Genomic DNA, 15,555 nt, shown 5'->3' with positions numbered 1-15,555 from the left:
AGGTGCAGAGAAAGGTATAGGCGCGTGGCGCAATAATCCAGCGGAAAACGGGAAAAAACCTCAGGGTGTGTCGCGGTGTCGGTCCATGGCCCGCATGACCTGGTCGTGGGTGAAGCCACGGCGCATGCCACCACGGTACAGTCGGGCCCTTTCCTTCTGGTCAGGCTCACCCCGTGCCGAACGGCTGACCCAGTCCTCGGCGCGCCGGTACCACTGCTCGTCGTATTCGGCCAGCACGGCCGCGGCCAGGTCATCGGCCACGCCCTTGCGGCGCAGTTCCATTCGTATGCGTACCGGCCCATACAGCCGCTCAACACGCTGGCGGGTAAAGACTTCGGCGAAACGTTCGTCACTGACCAGCCCGTCGCTGGCCAGCGCTTCGACGGCCGAATGCGCGGCGACATCATCGATGCCCCGCGCTTCGAGTTTGCGTATGAGTTCAGTCTCCGTGTATTCGCGACGCGCCAGGTAGCGCATCGCAACCTCACGGACCTCGGCGGCGGTTTCAGCCAGCGGTGACGGCCTCGCTGTCAGCACCCGCGGCATCACCCGCGGCGGCCTTCGAACTTGGCAGCAGTGCCGCACGGATCTTCGCCTCAACGTCGGCCGCAAGACCGTCATTCTCGCGGAAGAACTCCCGCGCATTCTCCTTGCCCTGCCCTACGCGGTCGCCGTCATAGCTATACCAGGCGCCGGATTTCTGGATGATGCCATTGGCCACGCCCAGGTCGATGAGCTCTCCCTCGTGCGAGATACCCTCGCCATAGATGATCTCGAATTCGACCTGCTTGAAGGGTGGCGCCATCTTGTTCTTGACCACCTTGACCCGGGTCTGGTTGCCGATCACCTCGTCGCCCTTCTTCAACGCGCCGATGCGACGGATATCCAGGCGCACCGATGAGTAGAACTTCAGCGCGTTACCGCCGGTGGTCGTCTCTGGGCTGCCGAACATCACGCCGATCTTCATGCGGATCTGGTTGATGAAGACGACGATGCAGTTGGATCGCTTGATATTGCCGGTGAGCTTGCGCAGCGCCTGTGACATCAGCCGGGCGTGCAGGCCGACGTGCGAGTCGCCCATCTCACCCTCGATTTCCGCCTTCGGCGTCAGCGCCGCGACCGAGTCGACGACGACGATATCCACGGCGCCGGAACGGACCAGCATGTCGGTAATTTCCAGCGCCTGTTCGCCCGTATCGGGCTGCGAAACCAGCAGGTCTTCCACGTTAACGCCCAGTTTCTCGGCGTACTGCGGGTCGAGCGCGTGCTCGGCGTCGACAAACGCGGCCGTGCCGCCGGCCTTCTGGGCCTCGGCCACCATGTGCAGCGTCAGGGTTGTCTTACCGCTGGATTCCGGGCCGTAGATCTCGACCACGCGCCCCTTGGGAATGCCGCCGATACCCAGGGCGACATCCAGCCCCAGCGAACCGGTGGAGACAACATCCACGTCCTTCGCCTGGGAGCCGTCACCCATGCGCATGATCGCGCCCTTGCCAAACTGCCGTTCAATCTGCCCGAGCGCCGCTGTCAGGGCCTGTTTCCTGTTGTCGTCCACGTTGTCCTCTCCTGTTCCGTCGTAACGATTCATTTGACCGCTTTGCGCGGCATTATGACATAGCGATTCCGGCCAAAGTCGCCTGCCTACACGGGTCGCGGCGATTACCTACCGGATTTTCAGACATGTTCGCAAAACCCGTTCTCAAACCGCGAGAACGCGCCAAAACCGATGGGTCAGGCGCCCTCTTCCAGCGCCTCGATCGTGCCCTCAAGGGCCGCGCAGACCGTCTTCAGGCGCACCGCGGCGCGATCGCCGTCGAAATGCCGGGTTGCGGTGATGATATTGCCGCCCTTGATGGACCAGCCCAGGCAGACCAGCCCGACCGGCTTCGACGGCAGGCCGCCCCCGGGGCCGGCGATCCCGGTCATCGACACGACGATATCGGCGCCACTGCCACGCCGCGCGCCCAGGGCCATCTGCGAGGCGATGGCTTCGCTGACGGCGCCGTGTTCGACCAGGTCATCATGGATCACGCCCAGCTGCTGTTCCTTGGCGCGGTAGGCGTACGACACGTAGCCGCCATGGAACCAGTCGGAACTGCCCGGCAGGTCGGTACAGACCTTGGCCAGCCAGCCGCCGGTGCAGGATTCGGCCGTGCACAACGTCCAGCCACGCGCACGGAGGGCATCGGCCACGGCGGCCGCGCCGCGGGCCGCGCGTTGTTCAAGTTCCGCGAGGGCGGTGTCATTCATAGGGGGGTGGGCCTTGTTCGAACATCTTCATCAGACAAGGGGGGTACGTTACACTTCCGCCGATGTCAGTTCCAGCCACCGATGCCTTCAAGGGCCATACCCCGCTGATGCAGCAGTACCTGCGCATCAAGGCGGACTTTCCAGACACCCTGCTGCTGTTCCGGATGGGTGATTTCTACGAACTGTTCTATGACGATGCCCGGCGGGCCGCGGCACTGCTCGACATTACCCTGACCACGCGCGGCGAATCCAACGGCCAGCCCATCCCGATGGCCGGTGTGCCCCATCACGCCGCCGAGAGCTACCTGTCGCGCCTGCTGAAGAAGGGCGAAGCCGTGGCCGTGTGCGAGCAGGTGGGCGACGTGACCGCCGGCAAGGGACCAGTGGAGCGCGAGGTCGTGCGCATCGTCACCCCGGGCACCGCGACGGACGAAGCCCTGCTCGATGATCGCCGGGACAACCTGCTGGCCACGGTGGCCTGCCACAAGGACGAATGGGCGCTGGCCTGGCTGGACCTGTCCGCTGGGCGCTGCCATGCCCGCCGTGTGGCGGACGGCGATGAACTCGATGCGCAACTGGAGCGGCTCCAGCCGGCGGAGCTCCTGGTCGCGGAAGACAACCCCCGCCTGGCGGAATTGCAACGTCGCACCGGCGTGCGCCAGCGTGCGCCGTGGCATTTCGATACGCCGTCCGCAGCGCGCCTGCTGGCCGAGCAGTTTGGTACCCGGGACCTCTCCGGCTTCGGCATCGAGGGCCAGCCCGCCGTCATCGCCGCCGCCGGGGCGCTGATCCAGTACGCGCAGGAAACCCAGCGTGGCGCCCTGCCCCACCTGACCGGCCTGTCACTGGAATCCGCGGACGAGTCCCTGCACCTGGATGCCGCCACGCGCCGCCACCTGGAGATCCTGACCCACCCCGACGGTCGTGACGACCTGACCCTGGCCGGCGTCATGGACACCAGCATCACGCCCATGGGCGGCCGACTGTTGCGTCGCTGGCTGGTCAACCCCATCCGCGATCGCGAACGGCTGGGCGCCCGCCACCGGGCTATCCGCGCGCTGACGGAATCGGCGCTCGTCGACAGCCTGCGCGAGACCCTGCGCGGCGTCGGCGATGCCGAACGAATCCTCGCCCGCGTGGCACTGGGCTCGGCGCGACCGCGTGACCTGGCGACGCTGCGCGACACGCTGGCGGCGCTGCCTTCGATCCGTGACACCCTGTCCACACCCGGCCATGGCGACCTCGACGGCCTGGCGAACACCCTGCAGCCCCATCCCGATGTGCACGAGTGGCTGAGCGGTGCGCTGGTGGACGAACCACCGGCCTTGCTGCGCAACGGCGGCGTCATCGCCACGGGTCATGACCCGGAGCTCGACGAACTGCGTTCGCTGTCGGAAAACGCCAACGATTTCCTGCTCGAGTTCGAAGTCCGGGAGAAGGCCGCCACCGGCATCCCGACCCTGAAGGTCGGCTACAACCGCGTGCATGGCTACTTCATCGAAGTCACCCACGCCCATGCCGACAAGGTGCCAACCCACTACACCCGCCGGCAGACGCTGAAGGCGGCCGAGCGCTACATCACCGAGGAACTGAAGGCCTTCGAGGACAAGGTGCTGTCCGCGCGGGAACGAGCGCAGGCGCGCGAGGAATACTGCTACGAGGCCCTGCTGGGACGGCTCCAGGGGCCGCTGGACGCACTGCGCCGCACCGCCACGGGGCTGGCGCGGCTGGATGTCCTGTGTGCCTTTTCCGAACGCGCGCAGACCCTGCAGTTCTGCCAGCCCGAGATGGTCACCGAGGACGGCATCGATATCCGCGCCGGGCGTCACCCGGTGATCGAACATGTGCAGGAGCAGCCGTTCACGCCCAACGACCTGCTGCTGGACCCCGAGCGACGCATGCTGGTAATCACCGGCCCGAACATGGGCGGCAAATCCACGTACATGCGCCAGGCCGCCCTGGCCGTGCTGCTCGCCCACGCCGGCTCCTGGGTGCCCGCCAGCGCCGCCAGGATCGGCCCGGTGGATCGCATTTTCACGCGCATTGGCGCCGGCGATGACCTGTCGCGCGGACGTTCGACCTTCATGCTGGAAATGAGCGAAACCGCCAATATCCTGCACAACGCCACTTCACGCTCTCTGGTGCTGATGGATGAAATCGGCCGCGGCACCAGCACCTATGACGGCCTGGCGCTGGCCTGGGCCTGCGCCGATGACCTGGCACGGCGCGTACAGGCCTACACCTTGTTCGCGACCCACTATTTCGAGCTGACCCAGCTGCAGGGCACGCACCCGGGCGTGTTCAACGTGCACCTGAACGCGGTGGAGCACGGTGAGCGCATCGTGTTCCTGCATACCGTGGAAGACGGCCCGGCCTCACAGAGCTACGGCCTGCAGGTCGCCGCCCTCGCCGGCATTCCCGCCCCAGTGCTGCGTGCCGCGCGCCTGCAGCTACAGGCGCTGGAGTCGAAGGGGGATGAGGCCGGCCCACAGATGTCGCTGTTCACGCCGGCCGAAGTCGATGCCAAGACGGAACACCTTCCGGAAGCGCCCGACCCGGCCGTGGCCGCCGTGCTCGAACTGCTCCAAACCATCGACCCCGACGCACTGAGTCCGCGCGATGCACTGGACCTGGTTTACACATTGAAGTCGACTTCGGAACGCTGATGCGCAGGGCCTGGCTGCTGGTCACCATCAGCCTGCTCTGTGGCTGCAAACCCTTTTCAGTCCAGCTGTTTGTCCGGGATGTTCCCGCCGATGAGGCCGCGCGGGTCGAAAGCGCTCTGGTCGAGGGCGGCTACACCGTTGTCCGCAACGACAGCGTGACACCGGAGCTGTATCAGCCCACCGTGGTCTACTTTCCCGGTCGCAAGAGCAGCGAAGCCGCCGAGGTTTCAGCCGATATCCTCCAGCAACTCGGCTATTCCACTGTTCGTGTCGAGCCGTTTTTTATCGACAACCATGAGTACTCACCCCGGACCATTGGCATTTACCTGCGGGCCTCTACGACACCGGGACCCGGCCAGGCCTTGCCAGGTGTACAACGGGCCAGTTTCAGCACCGGTTGCGACGACCTGGACATCTTCCTGACCCTGGTCGACGACGGCGCTTTCCACCTGGCGCTGGAGTCCGGTCTTGAGGCCGTCGAAGTGATCGTCCACGAAGGCCGTTGGCAGATTGAAAACGACCGGGTTGAACTCCTGGCGCCGGGTCTCAACCTTGACCTCGCCGTCACGACGGGTGCCGCAGATGATTTGTTCTCCCCGGGTCGGGTGCGTGGCTTGCAGGTCGTCGATGACCCGCGGAATGCGACTCAGGGATGCCAGAAACCCCTTCGACGCCTGATGGAGCGCTAGCCCGCGGCGACGCTCAGGTCTCGTCCGAGCCCTTCCTGAACTTGATGATCTGGCGGCGCTGGCGCTTGTCCGGGCGCCGCTCGCGCCCGGCGTGCGCTTCGCGCTGGAGTTTGCGTTCCGTGGCCAGGGCTTCGCGGCGCTGAAGGCTTTCCGGGGTTTCCTGGTACAACGCCTGGGCGACACTCGCCGGGCCGCGGCGATCAGACAGTTCGAGCACGTGCAGGGTCAGTGACTCCTCGCCACGCTGGACGCGAAGTTCGTCACCAGCAGACAGCGTCCGCGCCGGTTTGACGCGGGCGCCGTTGAGATGGACCTTGCCACCCTGGACGGCGGCCCGGGCCAGCGCGCGGGTCTTGAAGAAGCGCGCGGCCCAGAGCCACTTGTCCAGGCGGACCGACAAGGTGATATCAGGCGGCTTCTGAAGTCGCCAGGATCAGCCGGTTCAGGCGCGCCACGAAGCTTGCCGGGTCGTCCAGCTGGCCACCTTCGGCCAGCACGGCCTGCTCGTGAACCAGGTGGGTCCAGTCCTCGAAGTCGCTGTCGCCAGCATCCGCCAGGCGGCGCACCAGCGGGTGGCCGGTGTTGACCTCGAGCACCGGCTTGCTGTCCGGCAGGGCCTGGCCGGCCTGCTCCAGCATCCGGCGCAGGTGCGGGGCCATGTCATGCTCGCCCAGCACCAGGCAGGCGGCGGAATCGGTCAGTCGCTGGCTGGCGCGGACGTCCTGCACGGACTCGCCCAGCGCCGCCTTCATCCGCTCCAGCAGTGCCGAATCGGCTTCCGAGACCTCTGGCTTGTCGTCACCCTCTGCGGATTCCGTATCGTTGGCCAGGTTGACATCACCCTTCGCCACCGAACGCAGCTTCTTGCCCTCGAATTCGTGGAAGTAGCCCATCATCCATTCGTCGATGCGATCGTGCATCAACAGCACCTCGATACCCTTCTTGCGGAAGATTTCCAGGTGCGGGCTGTGTTTCGCGGCCGCCAGTGATTCAGCGGTGATGTACCAGATGGTGTCCTGGTCATCGCCGGCACGCCCGATGTAATCGGCCAGCGACACCACGTCGCCTGCTTCCGGGTCCTGCGTGGAGGTGAAGCGCAGCAGCCCGGCGATACGCTCGCGGTTGCCGTTGTCTTCGACGATACCTTCCTTCAGCACGGTACCGAAATCGCCCCAGAAGGCCTGGTAGCCCTCGGCGTCGTCATTGGCCAGCTTGCCCAGCAGGTCCAGGCTGCGGCGCACCACGGCGGCGTGAATCTTGCGCACCGTCGGGTTGTCCTGCAGCAGCTCGCGCGAGACATTCAGCGGCAGGTCGTCGGAATCCACCACGCCGCGCATGAAGCGCAGGTAGTTGGGCAGCAGGTGCTCGGCGGCATCCATGATGAACACGCGCTTGACGTACAGTTTCAGGCCGCGCGGTTCGTCACGCTGCATCATGAAGTCCATGGGCGCGTGCGACGGCAGGTACAGCAGCGAGGTGTAGTTCTGGCTGCCTTCCACCTGGTTGTGGGCCCAGCAGCGCGGGTCCTCGAAATCGTGACTGACGTGCTTGTAGAACGACCTGTAATCATCGTCGCTGATCTCGCCCTTGGGCAGCGTCCACAGCGCCGAGGCCTGGTTGACCTTCTTCCACTCGGGCGCGGGCGTCTCCGCATCCTCACCGTCGTCATCGGCCGCCGGCGGCGTTTCCAGCATTCGGATCGGGAAGCCGATGTGATCGCTGTAGCGGTTGACCAGTGAGCGTAGCGTCCAGTCCTGCAGGAACTCGTCTTCGTCCTCTTTCAGGTGCAGGATCACCTCGGTGCCGTGATGCGGCCGGTCGATCTGGCCGATGCTGTACTCCCCGCTACCGTCGGATGACCAGTGAACACCCTCGCCAGGTTCCGCGTCGGCGCGGCGCGTCAGCACGGTCACGTGGTCGGCGACGATAAATGCGGAATAGAAGCCAACGCCGAACTGGCCGATTAGCTGGTTACCGTCGTCCTTGCCCTGCTTGACCTGCTCAAGGAACCGCTTGGTGCCGGAGCGCGCGATGGTGCCGATGTTTTCCATCACCTCGTCGCGCGACATGCCGATACCGTTGTCGCGGATGGTCAGCAGGCGCTTTTCCTTGTCGACGGCAATATCGATATGCAGTTCGGCGTCGCCCTCGAGCAGCGCGTCATCCTGCAGGGAAAGGAATCGCAGCTTGTCACAGGCATCCGATGCGTTGGACACCAGCTCCCGCAGGAAAATCTCCTTGTTGGAATACAGGGAGTGAATCATGAGGTTCAGGACTTCCTGTACCTCGGCCTGGAAAGCGTGTTGGGTGGTTTGGGTCATGGCAGATCAAAGTGTTGTTGAACTGCCAACAAACATGCGGACAACTGCGCGGCTTTCAAGCGCCGCCCTGCCCGCGGTGGTCAATTCAGGCGGGTCAGCAACATGGCTGCAATGAAGGTCAGCGGGAATGCCCAGCGCATGAAACGCGAAACGGACAGCGCCCGGTCAAGCCTGTCGATATCAACCAGGCGCGCCACCAGCACCGCCACCGCCAGCGAAATCCCCACCATGATGATGGAAAAAATCACGAATTTGTCCGCCACGGTCAGGTAACCCACCTGCGGCAGGCTCAGGCGCAGGCTGACGCCAAAAGCGATGACGGAGAACACCGCGGCGCTCGCGGTGCCCAGCCTTGGTGGTGATAGCTGCGGTGGGAGCCAGTGAACCATCCATGTCATCAACATGATCAGGGTCATGGGCATCAGCAGGGTGAAGACGTAAAAACCGGAGTCCCGGGTAGCCATTAACCGAAAACTGATCTCTGGTGCTCCCCGGGCGCCCTCGCGAACACGAAATTCAGAGCGTTCAGGGGGCAACACCTCGAAGCCCCACCCGTCCGCGCTGAATGTATCCGGGTTTGAGACCAGCTCACTGTCTTGCGCGTACTGAACCTCGTCCGGCCCGTGCAGGTAAGACAGGACATCCACGGTCAGGACCTGGCGGTCATAAGGAAAATCATGCAGCTTGAGATCTACGGCCAACGGCCCGGCGAGCCTGCGCCGAACGACAACCTGGCCACCTTCCGAAACGCGCGCGACTTCCGGTAGCAGGGGCTCCAGCCCCCGATCATTGAGAATGGCCAGCCCCGGTGTCCAGATTTCGTCCAGCGTCATCAAGCGGACATGCTCACCCGAACCCGGCAGGGCCAGGCGCGGATCCTGCCAGCGAAGCTCAACATAGGCATCGATTTCGAATCGCTGGGCCTTGTCATCGATATCAACGATGTCGAGCAGGGTGAAGTGGACGCTGACGACATCGGCGGCACCGCCAGCCGAAGGCCTTTCAAGCAGGTCTACCCCGGCAGCCGGCTGGGCGTAAGTCGCGGACGTGAGCAGCATCGCCATCACAACCAGGGCGCTGCGCCAAGCTGCAAACATTCTGCTAACGGTCACTGGCAAAGAATCTCCACGCGGGCCGGGTAACAAAAAGCCCGCGTGTAGCGGGCTTTTTGAATAACTCGTCTGGCCTTAGCTGGCCGGTGCGTTGAGCTTTTCCTTGATACGGGCGCTCTTGCCTTCGCGGCCACGCAGGTAGTACAGCTTGGCGCGACGGACGTCGCCGCGACGCTTGACCGTGATCGAATCGATCATCGGGCTGTAGGTCTGGAAGACACGCTCCACACCGGTGCCATGGGAAATCTTGCGCACGGTGAATGCGGAGTTCAGGCCGCGGTTACGCAGCGCGATGACAACGCCTTCAAACGCCTGCAGGCGCTCACGGTTGCCTTCTTTCACCTTGACGCTCACGACCACCGTGTCGCCCGGGGCGAACGCGGGGATGTCGCGGCTCATCTGTTCCTGGTTGATCTCGTCGATGATCGTGCTCATTGCTCTGTTTCCTTTGCCGTCCGGCGCATCCGCCGGCATTAATCAATGTTCGTGTTCGTCGATGTAGGACTGAAGCAATGCCTTAGATTCTTCGTCCAACACCTTGTTTTCTAACAAATCCGGTCGCCGCTTCCACGTTCGACCCAGGGCCTGCTTCAAACGCCAGCGAGCGATTGCGCCGTGGTCACCCGACAACAGCACAGGCGGCACATCCAAGCCCTCTACACTCTCGGGACGCGAGTAGTGCGGATGATCCAGCAGGTCTCCGGTAAACGAATCCTGCTCCGCCGACTGCGCATCACCAAGCACACCGGGCAACAAGCGCAACAGCGCGTCGATCATGACCGCAGCGGCCAGTTCTCCGCCGCTCAGCACGTAGTCACCGATGGACCACTCTTCGTCGACTTCCAGTCGCACCAGGCGTTCATCAATGCCTTCGTAGCGCCCGCAGACCAGCAGGATCCGCTCACGCCCAGCAAGTTCCCGCACTGCCGCCTGGTCCAACTGTCGCCCCTGGGGGCTCAGCAAGCCAACGCTCACAGGCCGGTGGTCCGCCTGTCGAGCCGCGCGAATCGTACTGCGCAACGGTTCGACCGTCATCACCATGCCTGGCCCGCCACCGTAGGGACGGTCATCCACCGTGTTATGCCGGTCTTCGGCATAGTCACGCGGGTTCCACGTGTCCAGGCTGACTCTGCCCTGGGACATGGCCCTGCCGGTCACCCCGACGCCGACCATGGATCGAAACTCGTCGGGAAACAGGGTAACGACGTCAATACGCATCGTATTGCCTAGTCTTCCGGGTCCCACTCGACCTCGAGGACGCCCGCGGCAAGATCAACCCGGGTGACAAAGTGCCCGACGACGAACGGCACCAGCCGCTCCCTGCCATCAGGCTCACCTCGCACCACCATGACATCATTTGCCCCGGTAGCCACCATCCGCGCGATGCGCCCAAGGGGCACGCCCGCGGTGGTCAGTACTTCAAGGCCAACCAGGTCGGCCCAGTAGTAACTATCATCGCCTGCTTCGGGCAACTGCGCCCTGGCGACGGCAATCTCGGCCTGCAGAAACTCGCGGGCCTGTTCGGGGGTTTCCACCCCGGGCAAGGACGCGATCAACGTCTTGCCCTGCCGGCGTCCGCCGGTCACTTCTACCGCCTTCATTTCCGAACCCAGCAACCACGGCTGGTACTCGAAAATGGCTTCGCGCGGGTCGGTGAAGCTGAAAATCTTCACCTGCCCCTTGACCCCGTAAACACCGGAGACATACCCCAGCGCCACGGTGTCCATGCGCGCGCTCAGGAAGCGGTAGCGGCCGTACGCGCTTCGCCGACCAGCTTGTTGACGCGCTCTGACATCTGCGCGCCCACACCGGTCCAGTACTCGACGCGGTCGAGGTCGAGACGCAGGCGCTCTTCCTGGCCGCGGGCGACCGGGTTGAAGAAGCCGATGCGCTCGATGCGACGACCGTCACGCTTGTTGCGGCTGTCCGTCACGACAATGCTGTAGAACGGACGCTTCTTGGCGCCGGAGCGCGACAAACGAATCTTAACCATCCTGATATTGACCTTCTGTTCTCGTTGAATCGAGCCCTGTTTACGGGCACCCCCTTCAGGGGATTCACATTTTCGGGCCGCACACGACAACCCGTCCCGTTCCGGACTCAGGAAACCGCGCATTGTAACCGCATTGCGCCTAAAAGAAAACAACGGGTTGCGCTTTTTTTACTGTCCCAACCCTGGGGCTTGTCGTGACCGGCCGCGCTGGCTAATCTCTCCGTTTCGCGCGCGCACCCGGGAGCGGTCACTTTTGTCGGCAACAGCCTTTGAACTGCACACATCGAGACTCGTGTTGCGCGAGTTTCGCGAGGCGGATGCGGACGACCTCTACCAGCTCAACGCGGATTCCGATGTGATGCGCTATACCGGTGACGCGCCCTTTCCCAGCCCCGCCGCGGCACGCAAGTTCATCCGGGATTATGACCACTACGCGCGACACGGCTTCGGGCGTTGGGCCGTTATCCGCAAGGCGGATGAGCAATTCATGGGGTTTTGCGGTTTGCGTCGGCATCCGGAATTTGGCGACGTCGACCTGGCTTACCGGATTGCCCATCGATTCTGGGACAGTGGTTACGCGACCGAGGCGGCCCGTGCAGCGCTCGGCGCCGGTTTCGACCAGTTCGGCCTGGACACCATTACCGGCTGGGCCATGCGCGAAAACCTGCCTTCCATTACCGTCCTGCAGAAGCTTGGCATGCGCTTCCGAGAAATGGCCGAAGACAACGGCGTATTCTGGCTGGTCTACGCGATCAGCCGGGAACGCTACGCCAGCGGAGGCTGACTCACCGCATCCTGGGGTTGAAACCGCCGGGGCCGCCCATTTTCTGCAACTGGCCAAGGCGCTTCATCATCTTGCCCATGCCGCCCTTGCCAAACTTTTTCATCATCTTCTGCATCTGGCCAAACTGCTTCAGCAGCTTGTTGACGTCCTGGATGGTGGTGCCGGAACCGTTGGCGATGCGACGCTTGCGCGACCCCTTGATCACGTCAGGAAACTCCCGCTCCTTGGGTGTCATCGAATTGATGATGGCCACCATGCGCCGTGTTTCGCCGTCGTTGACCTTGTTCTTGACCTGGTCGGGAATCTGGCCCATGCCCGGCAGCTTGTCCATGAGGCCGGAGACCCCGCCCATCTGGTCCATCTGCTCGATCTGTGACTTGAAATCTTCCAGGCTGAATCCGGCGCCCCGGCGAATCTTCTTCGCCAGTTTCTCGGCCTTGGCCTTGTCGACGGAACGCTCGGCCTCTTCGACCAGCGACAGCACATCACCCATGCCCAGGATGCGTGAGGCGATACGGTCCGGGTAGAACGGCTGCAGTGCGTCGGGCTTCTCGCCCGCGCCGATGAACTTGATCGGCTTACCGGTGACCTGGCGCACCGATAGCGCCGCACCGCCGCGCGCGTCACCATCCGTCTTGGTCAGCACCACGCCCGTCAGCGCCAGTGCCTCGTCAAAGGCGCGCGCGGTGTTGGCGGCGTCCTGGCCGGTCATGGAATCGACGACAAACAGGATCTCGTGCGGATTGACGGCCGCGGCAATCGCCTTCGCCTCGTCCATCAACTCGGCGTCGACATGCAACCGGCCCGCGGTGTCGACCAGCAGCACGTCGGCGAACTGGCGCCGCGCCTCGGCGAGCGCGCCGCTGGCGATATCCACAGGTGACTGGCTGACATCCGAGGGCTGGAAGATTGCCCCAACCTGCCCCGCAAGGGTTTCCAGCTGGGCAATGGCGGCCGGCCGGTAGACATCGGCACTGACCACCATGACCTTCTTTCCATGCGCCTCGGCAAGGTGTTTCGCCAGCTTGGCCGTCGTCGTGGTCTTGCCCGAGCCCTGCAGGCCGGCGAGCATGACCACCACGGGCGCCGCGGCATTCAGGTCCAGCGACTCGTTCTGCTCGCCCATGACCCGGATCAGTTCGTCGTTGACGATCTTCACCAGCGCCTGGCCCGGCGTCAGGCTCTTGGTTACTTCCTGGCCAAGCGCGCGCATGCGCACCTGGGCAATGAAGTCCTTGACCACCGGCAGCGCGACATCCGCCTCGAGCAGTGCAACACGCACTTCTCGCAGGGCATCGCGTATGGAGTCTTCGGTCAGGCGGCCTTTGCCGCGCAGACCCTGCATCGCGCCGGACAGGCGTTCGGTGAGGCTGTTAAACATTCGGGGCTCCGTTTGCCGGGGTCGGTTATTATAGCGACCGTCACCTGGTCGTGAGCGACGAATTCAATGCACCAAGCCTGGCTGCTGGGCGCCGTAGTCTGTTACCTGGGCGCGGTGTTCATGCTCTACAAGTCCCTGCTGGCGGAAACCGCCATCGAAAGCAACGGCGCCCGTCGAACGCCGGCCATCGTGCTGACGAGCCTGGGCGCGCTGTGCCACGCGCTGGCGCAGTCATCGCACTGGTTGCCGACGGACCAGGCGGCGGTCAGCCTGCTCAACGTCATGTCATTGTGTGCGCTGGTAGGCGTGGTGTTGTTGCTGCTGTCCCTGCTGACCCGGTCACCGCTGTTTGATGCCGGACTGGTAGTCCTGCCGCTGGCCGTGATCGTGCTTGGGGTTGAACTCACGGTACCGGCACCGGCGAACCTGCTGAACGCCTCGTCGCCGGCACTCGCGGCGCACGTGTTCAGTTCCGTCATGGCCTTTGGACTGCTGGGCCTGGCCGGCGTTTACGCCGGCTTTATCGCCATCATCGACCATTTCCTGCGCCACCATCACCTGAACCGGCTGGTCCGGGCCCTGCCCCCGCTGCAGACCCTGGAAGCCTTGCTGTTTAGGCTGATCGCGATCGGCTTCGTACTGCTCACCGTATCGCTGGCAACCGGCCTGTTGTTTGTTGATGACCTGCTGGCCCAGCACCTGGCGCACAAGACCATACTGGCGGTCGTGGCGTGGATTATCTTTGGCCTGTTGCTTGTGGGGCGCCGAGCCTGGGGCTGGCGCGGTCGCATGGCCGTGCGCCTGACGCTGGCCGGGGTTGCCGTACTTTTGCTGGCCTATTTCGGCAGCAAACTGGTCCTGGAAGTGCTGCTGGGTGAGCACTGGGCCGCCTGACCTTTCAGTCGAACGCGCGCTCCAGCGCCTCGCCCAGTGTCTTGACCGCCACCACCTCCATGCCTTCGGGCACCTGCCGGGGCGCGTTCGCCGCGGGTAGCAACACGCGGCTGAAGCCATGCGTCTGCGCCTCTTTCAGGCGTTCCTCGCCGTTGTAGACGGGGCGGATTTCACCGCCAAGCCCCACTTCTCCGAAGCAGACCTGGCGCTGCGGCAATGGTCGGTCGCGAAAACTGGACATGACCGCCAGCGCCACCGGCAGGTCACAACTGGTTTCCGACAGGCGAATGCCGCCCACCACGTTGATAAAGACATCCTGGTCCGACATCGAGATGCCGGCGTGCCGGTGCAGCACGGCCAGCAACATCGCCAGCCGGTTGTGATCGAGCCCCAGGGCCACGCGCCTGGGGTTGGCCAGGTGGCTGGTATCGACCAGCGCCTGCAATTCCAGCAGCAGCGGCCGGGTGCCCTCGCGAATGACCGTGACCACGCTGCCGCTGGTGGATTCGACACCGCTGAGGAAAATGGCCGAGGGGTTGCTGACCGGCTTCAGCCCTGTTCCTGTCATCGCAAACAGCCCCAGCTCGTTGACCGTGCCAAAGCGATTCTTGACCGAACGCACGACGCGGTAACGGCTGCCGCTGTCGGACTCGAAATACAGCACCGCATCGACCATGTGCTCCAGCACCCTGGGGCCGGCCAGCGCGCCGTCCTTGGTGACATGGCCCACCAGCAGCATGGTGCACTGGTGCTGTTTGGCATAACGAACCAGCGCGGCCGCGCATTCACGCACCTGTGTGACCGAGCCCGGCGCAGAGGCTACCTGCTCGGAGAACAATGTCTGGATCGAGTCAATCACCACCAGCCCGGGAGAACGTTCAGCGATGGTGGCCAGGATCTGCTCGACGCTGGTCTCGGTCTGGCAATCCAGCGCGCCCGCGTCCAGGCCCAGGCGGCGCGACCGCATGGCAATCTGCTGCAACGATTCCTCGCCGGTCACGTACAGGCACGGCCCGCTGGCCCGAATATGCGCAAGCGCCTGCAGCAGCAAGGTGGACTTGCCGATGCCGGGGTCGCCGCCAATCAGCACCACCGACCCGGAAACCAGCCCGCCACCCAGCACGCGGTCGAGCTCCGCGAGCCCGGTCGAGCGACGCTCATCCGGTGTATCAACGACGCTGGCCAGTGAAACCACGCCGCGCGCACCCGAGCCGGCGTAGCCCAACCGGCCGCGCCCTTCTGACGGCGCCGGCTGCCGTGATTCGGAAAGGGTGTTCCATGCCTGGCAGTCCGGGCACTGCCCGACCCACTTGGATTGCACGCTGCCGCATTCCGAACACTGGAAGCGGGTTTTTGCCTTGGCCATATCGACTCCTGTCTGCAGGGGCGTTTGTAGCACTTCGGGCGCCGCTCATCCAGCCCGATCCGTCCATGACCGCTGACCCACGACAATAATCAGTTCATT

Annotated in this window: 16 protein-coding genes; 4 read left to right on the top strand and 12 right to left on the bottom strand. The window is 64.1% G+C overall.

The window, feature by feature from the left end; translation table 11 throughout:
* Positions 1-60: 60 nt before the first annotated feature.
* The 3 genes from F3N42_RS06930 to F3N42_RS06920 form a co-directional block, all read right to left on the bottom strand.
* A complete protein-coding gene (locus tag F3N42_RS06930; protein WP_191621284.1) occupies positions 61-537 on the bottom strand; it encodes a regulatory protein RecX in 477 nt (158 codons plus the stop codon).
* A complete protein-coding gene (gene recA / locus F3N42_RS06925) occupies positions 506-1,555 on the bottom strand; it encodes a recombinase RecA (protein ID WP_150863693.1) in 1,050 nt (349 codons plus the stop codon). The genes F3N42_RS06930 and recA overlap by 32 nt, the downstream gene beginning before the upstream one ends.
* Before the next feature lie 176 nt (positions 1,556-1,731).
* Positions 1,732-2,250 (bottom strand): CinA family protein, encoded by a 519-nt coding sequence (locus F3N42_RS06920; RefSeq protein WP_150863692.1) that lies wholly within the window; start codon positions 2,248-2,250, stop codon positions 1,732-1,734.
* A 62-nt stretch (positions 2,251-2,312) separates the two neighbouring features.
* On the opposite strand from F3N42_RS06920, the gene mutS reads away from it, so the two are divergent.
* Both mutS and F3N42_RS06910 read left to right on the top strand, forming a co-directional pair.
* On the top strand, positions 2,313-4,916 hold the full coding sequence (gene mutS, locus F3N42_RS06915; protein ID WP_150863691.1) for a DNA mismatch repair protein MutS: 2,604 nt from the start codon (positions 2,313-2,315) through the stop codon (positions 4,914-4,916).
* On the top strand, positions 4,916-5,605 hold the full coding sequence (locus F3N42_RS06910) for a hypothetical protein (RefSeq protein WP_150863690.1): 690 nt from the start codon (positions 4,916-4,918) through the stop codon (positions 5,603-5,605). The genes mutS and F3N42_RS06910 overlap by 1 nt, the downstream gene beginning before the upstream one ends.
* A gap of 13 nt (positions 5,606-5,618) precedes the next feature.
* Here F3N42_RS06910 and F3N42_RS06905 read toward each other — a convergent pair whose 3' ends face one another.
* The 7 genes from F3N42_RS06905 to rpsP all read right to left on the bottom strand — a co-directional run bounded on the left by F3N42_RS06905 (position 5,619) and on the right by rpsP (position 11,031).
* Positions 5,619-6,005, bottom strand: coding sequence for an RNA-binding S4 domain-containing protein (locus tag F3N42_RS06905; protein WP_150863689.1), 387 nt, complete (start codon positions 6,003-6,005; stop codon positions 5,619-5,621).
* A gap of 7 nt (positions 6,006-6,012) precedes the next feature.
* The gene (gene htpG / locus F3N42_RS06900; RefSeq protein ID WP_150863688.1) at positions 6,013-7,926 is read right to left on the bottom strand and encodes a molecular chaperone HtpG; all 1,914 of its coding nucleotides are present in this window, start codon (positions 7,924-7,926) and stop codon (positions 6,013-6,015) included.
* A gap of 80 nt (positions 7,927-8,006) precedes the next feature.
* On the bottom strand, positions 8,007-9,038 hold the full coding sequence (locus F3N42_RS06895; RefSeq protein ID WP_150863687.1) for a ligand-gated ion channel: 1,032 nt from the start codon (positions 9,036-9,038) through the stop codon (positions 8,007-8,009).
* 75 nt (positions 9,039-9,113) lie between these two features.
* The gene (gene rplS, locus F3N42_RS06890; RefSeq protein WP_150863686.1) at positions 9,114-9,473 is read right to left on the bottom strand and encodes a 50S ribosomal protein L19; all 360 of its coding nucleotides are present in this window, start codon (positions 9,471-9,473) and stop codon (positions 9,114-9,116) included.
* 42 nt (positions 9,474-9,515) lie between these two features.
* Positions 9,516-10,256 carry a tRNA (guanosine(37)-N1)-methyltransferase TrmD gene (gene trmD / locus F3N42_RS06885; RefSeq protein ID WP_150863685.1) on the bottom strand — a complete coding sequence of 247 codons (741 nt, stop codon included), beginning with the start codon at positions 10,254-10,256 and terminating at the stop codon, positions 9,516-9,518.
* A gap of 8 nt (positions 10,257-10,264) precedes the next feature.
* Positions 10,265-10,765: a ribosome maturation factor RimM gene (rimM, locus tag F3N42_RS06880; RefSeq protein WP_150863684.1), complete on the bottom strand. Its 501-nt coding sequence runs from the start codon at positions 10,763-10,765 to the stop codon at positions 10,265-10,267.
* An 8-nt stretch (positions 10,766-10,773) separates the two neighbouring features.
* Positions 10,774-11,031, bottom strand: coding sequence for a 30S ribosomal protein S16 (gene rpsP / locus F3N42_RS06875; RefSeq protein ID WP_150863683.1), 258 nt, complete (start codon positions 11,029-11,031; stop codon positions 10,774-10,776).
* A gap of 253 nt (positions 11,032-11,284) precedes the next feature.
* On the opposite strand from rpsP, the gene F3N42_RS06870 reads away from it, so the two are divergent.
* Positions 11,285-11,815 carry a GNAT family N-acetyltransferase gene (locus tag F3N42_RS06870; RefSeq protein ID WP_191621283.1) on the top strand — a complete coding sequence of 177 codons (531 nt, stop codon included), beginning with the start codon at positions 11,285-11,287 and terminating at the stop codon, positions 11,813-11,815.
* A gap of 1 nt (position 11,816) precedes the next feature.
* Here F3N42_RS06870 and ffh read toward each other — a convergent pair whose 3' ends face one another.
* The gene (gene ffh, locus F3N42_RS06865) at positions 11,817-13,196 is read right to left on the bottom strand and encodes a signal recognition particle protein (RefSeq protein ID WP_150863681.1); all 1,380 of its coding nucleotides are present in this window, start codon (positions 13,194-13,196) and stop codon (positions 11,817-11,819) included.
* 66 nt (positions 13,197-13,262) lie between these two features.
* Here ffh and F3N42_RS06860 point away from each other — a divergent pair, with 66 nt between their 5' ends.
* A complete protein-coding gene (locus F3N42_RS06860) occupies positions 13,263-14,090 on the top strand; it encodes a cytochrome C assembly family protein (RefSeq protein WP_150863680.1) in 828 nt (275 codons plus the stop codon).
* A gap of 4 nt (positions 14,091-14,094) precedes the next feature.
* Here the strand turns inward: F3N42_RS06860 and radA are convergent, their stop codons facing one another.
* A complete protein-coding gene (gene radA / locus F3N42_RS06855) occupies positions 14,095-15,456 on the bottom strand; it encodes a DNA repair protein RadA (protein WP_150863679.1) in 1,362 nt (453 codons plus the stop codon).
* Positions 15,457-15,555: the final 99 nt, after the last annotated feature.

The sequence above is a fragment of the Marinihelvus fidelis genome, from assembly GCF_008725655.1.
Taxonomy (GTDB): domain Bacteria; phylum Pseudomonadota; class Gammaproteobacteria; order Xanthomonadales; family SZUA-36; genus Marinihelvus; species Marinihelvus fidelis.
This window is presented reverse-complemented; position numbering and strand designations above follow the sequence as displayed.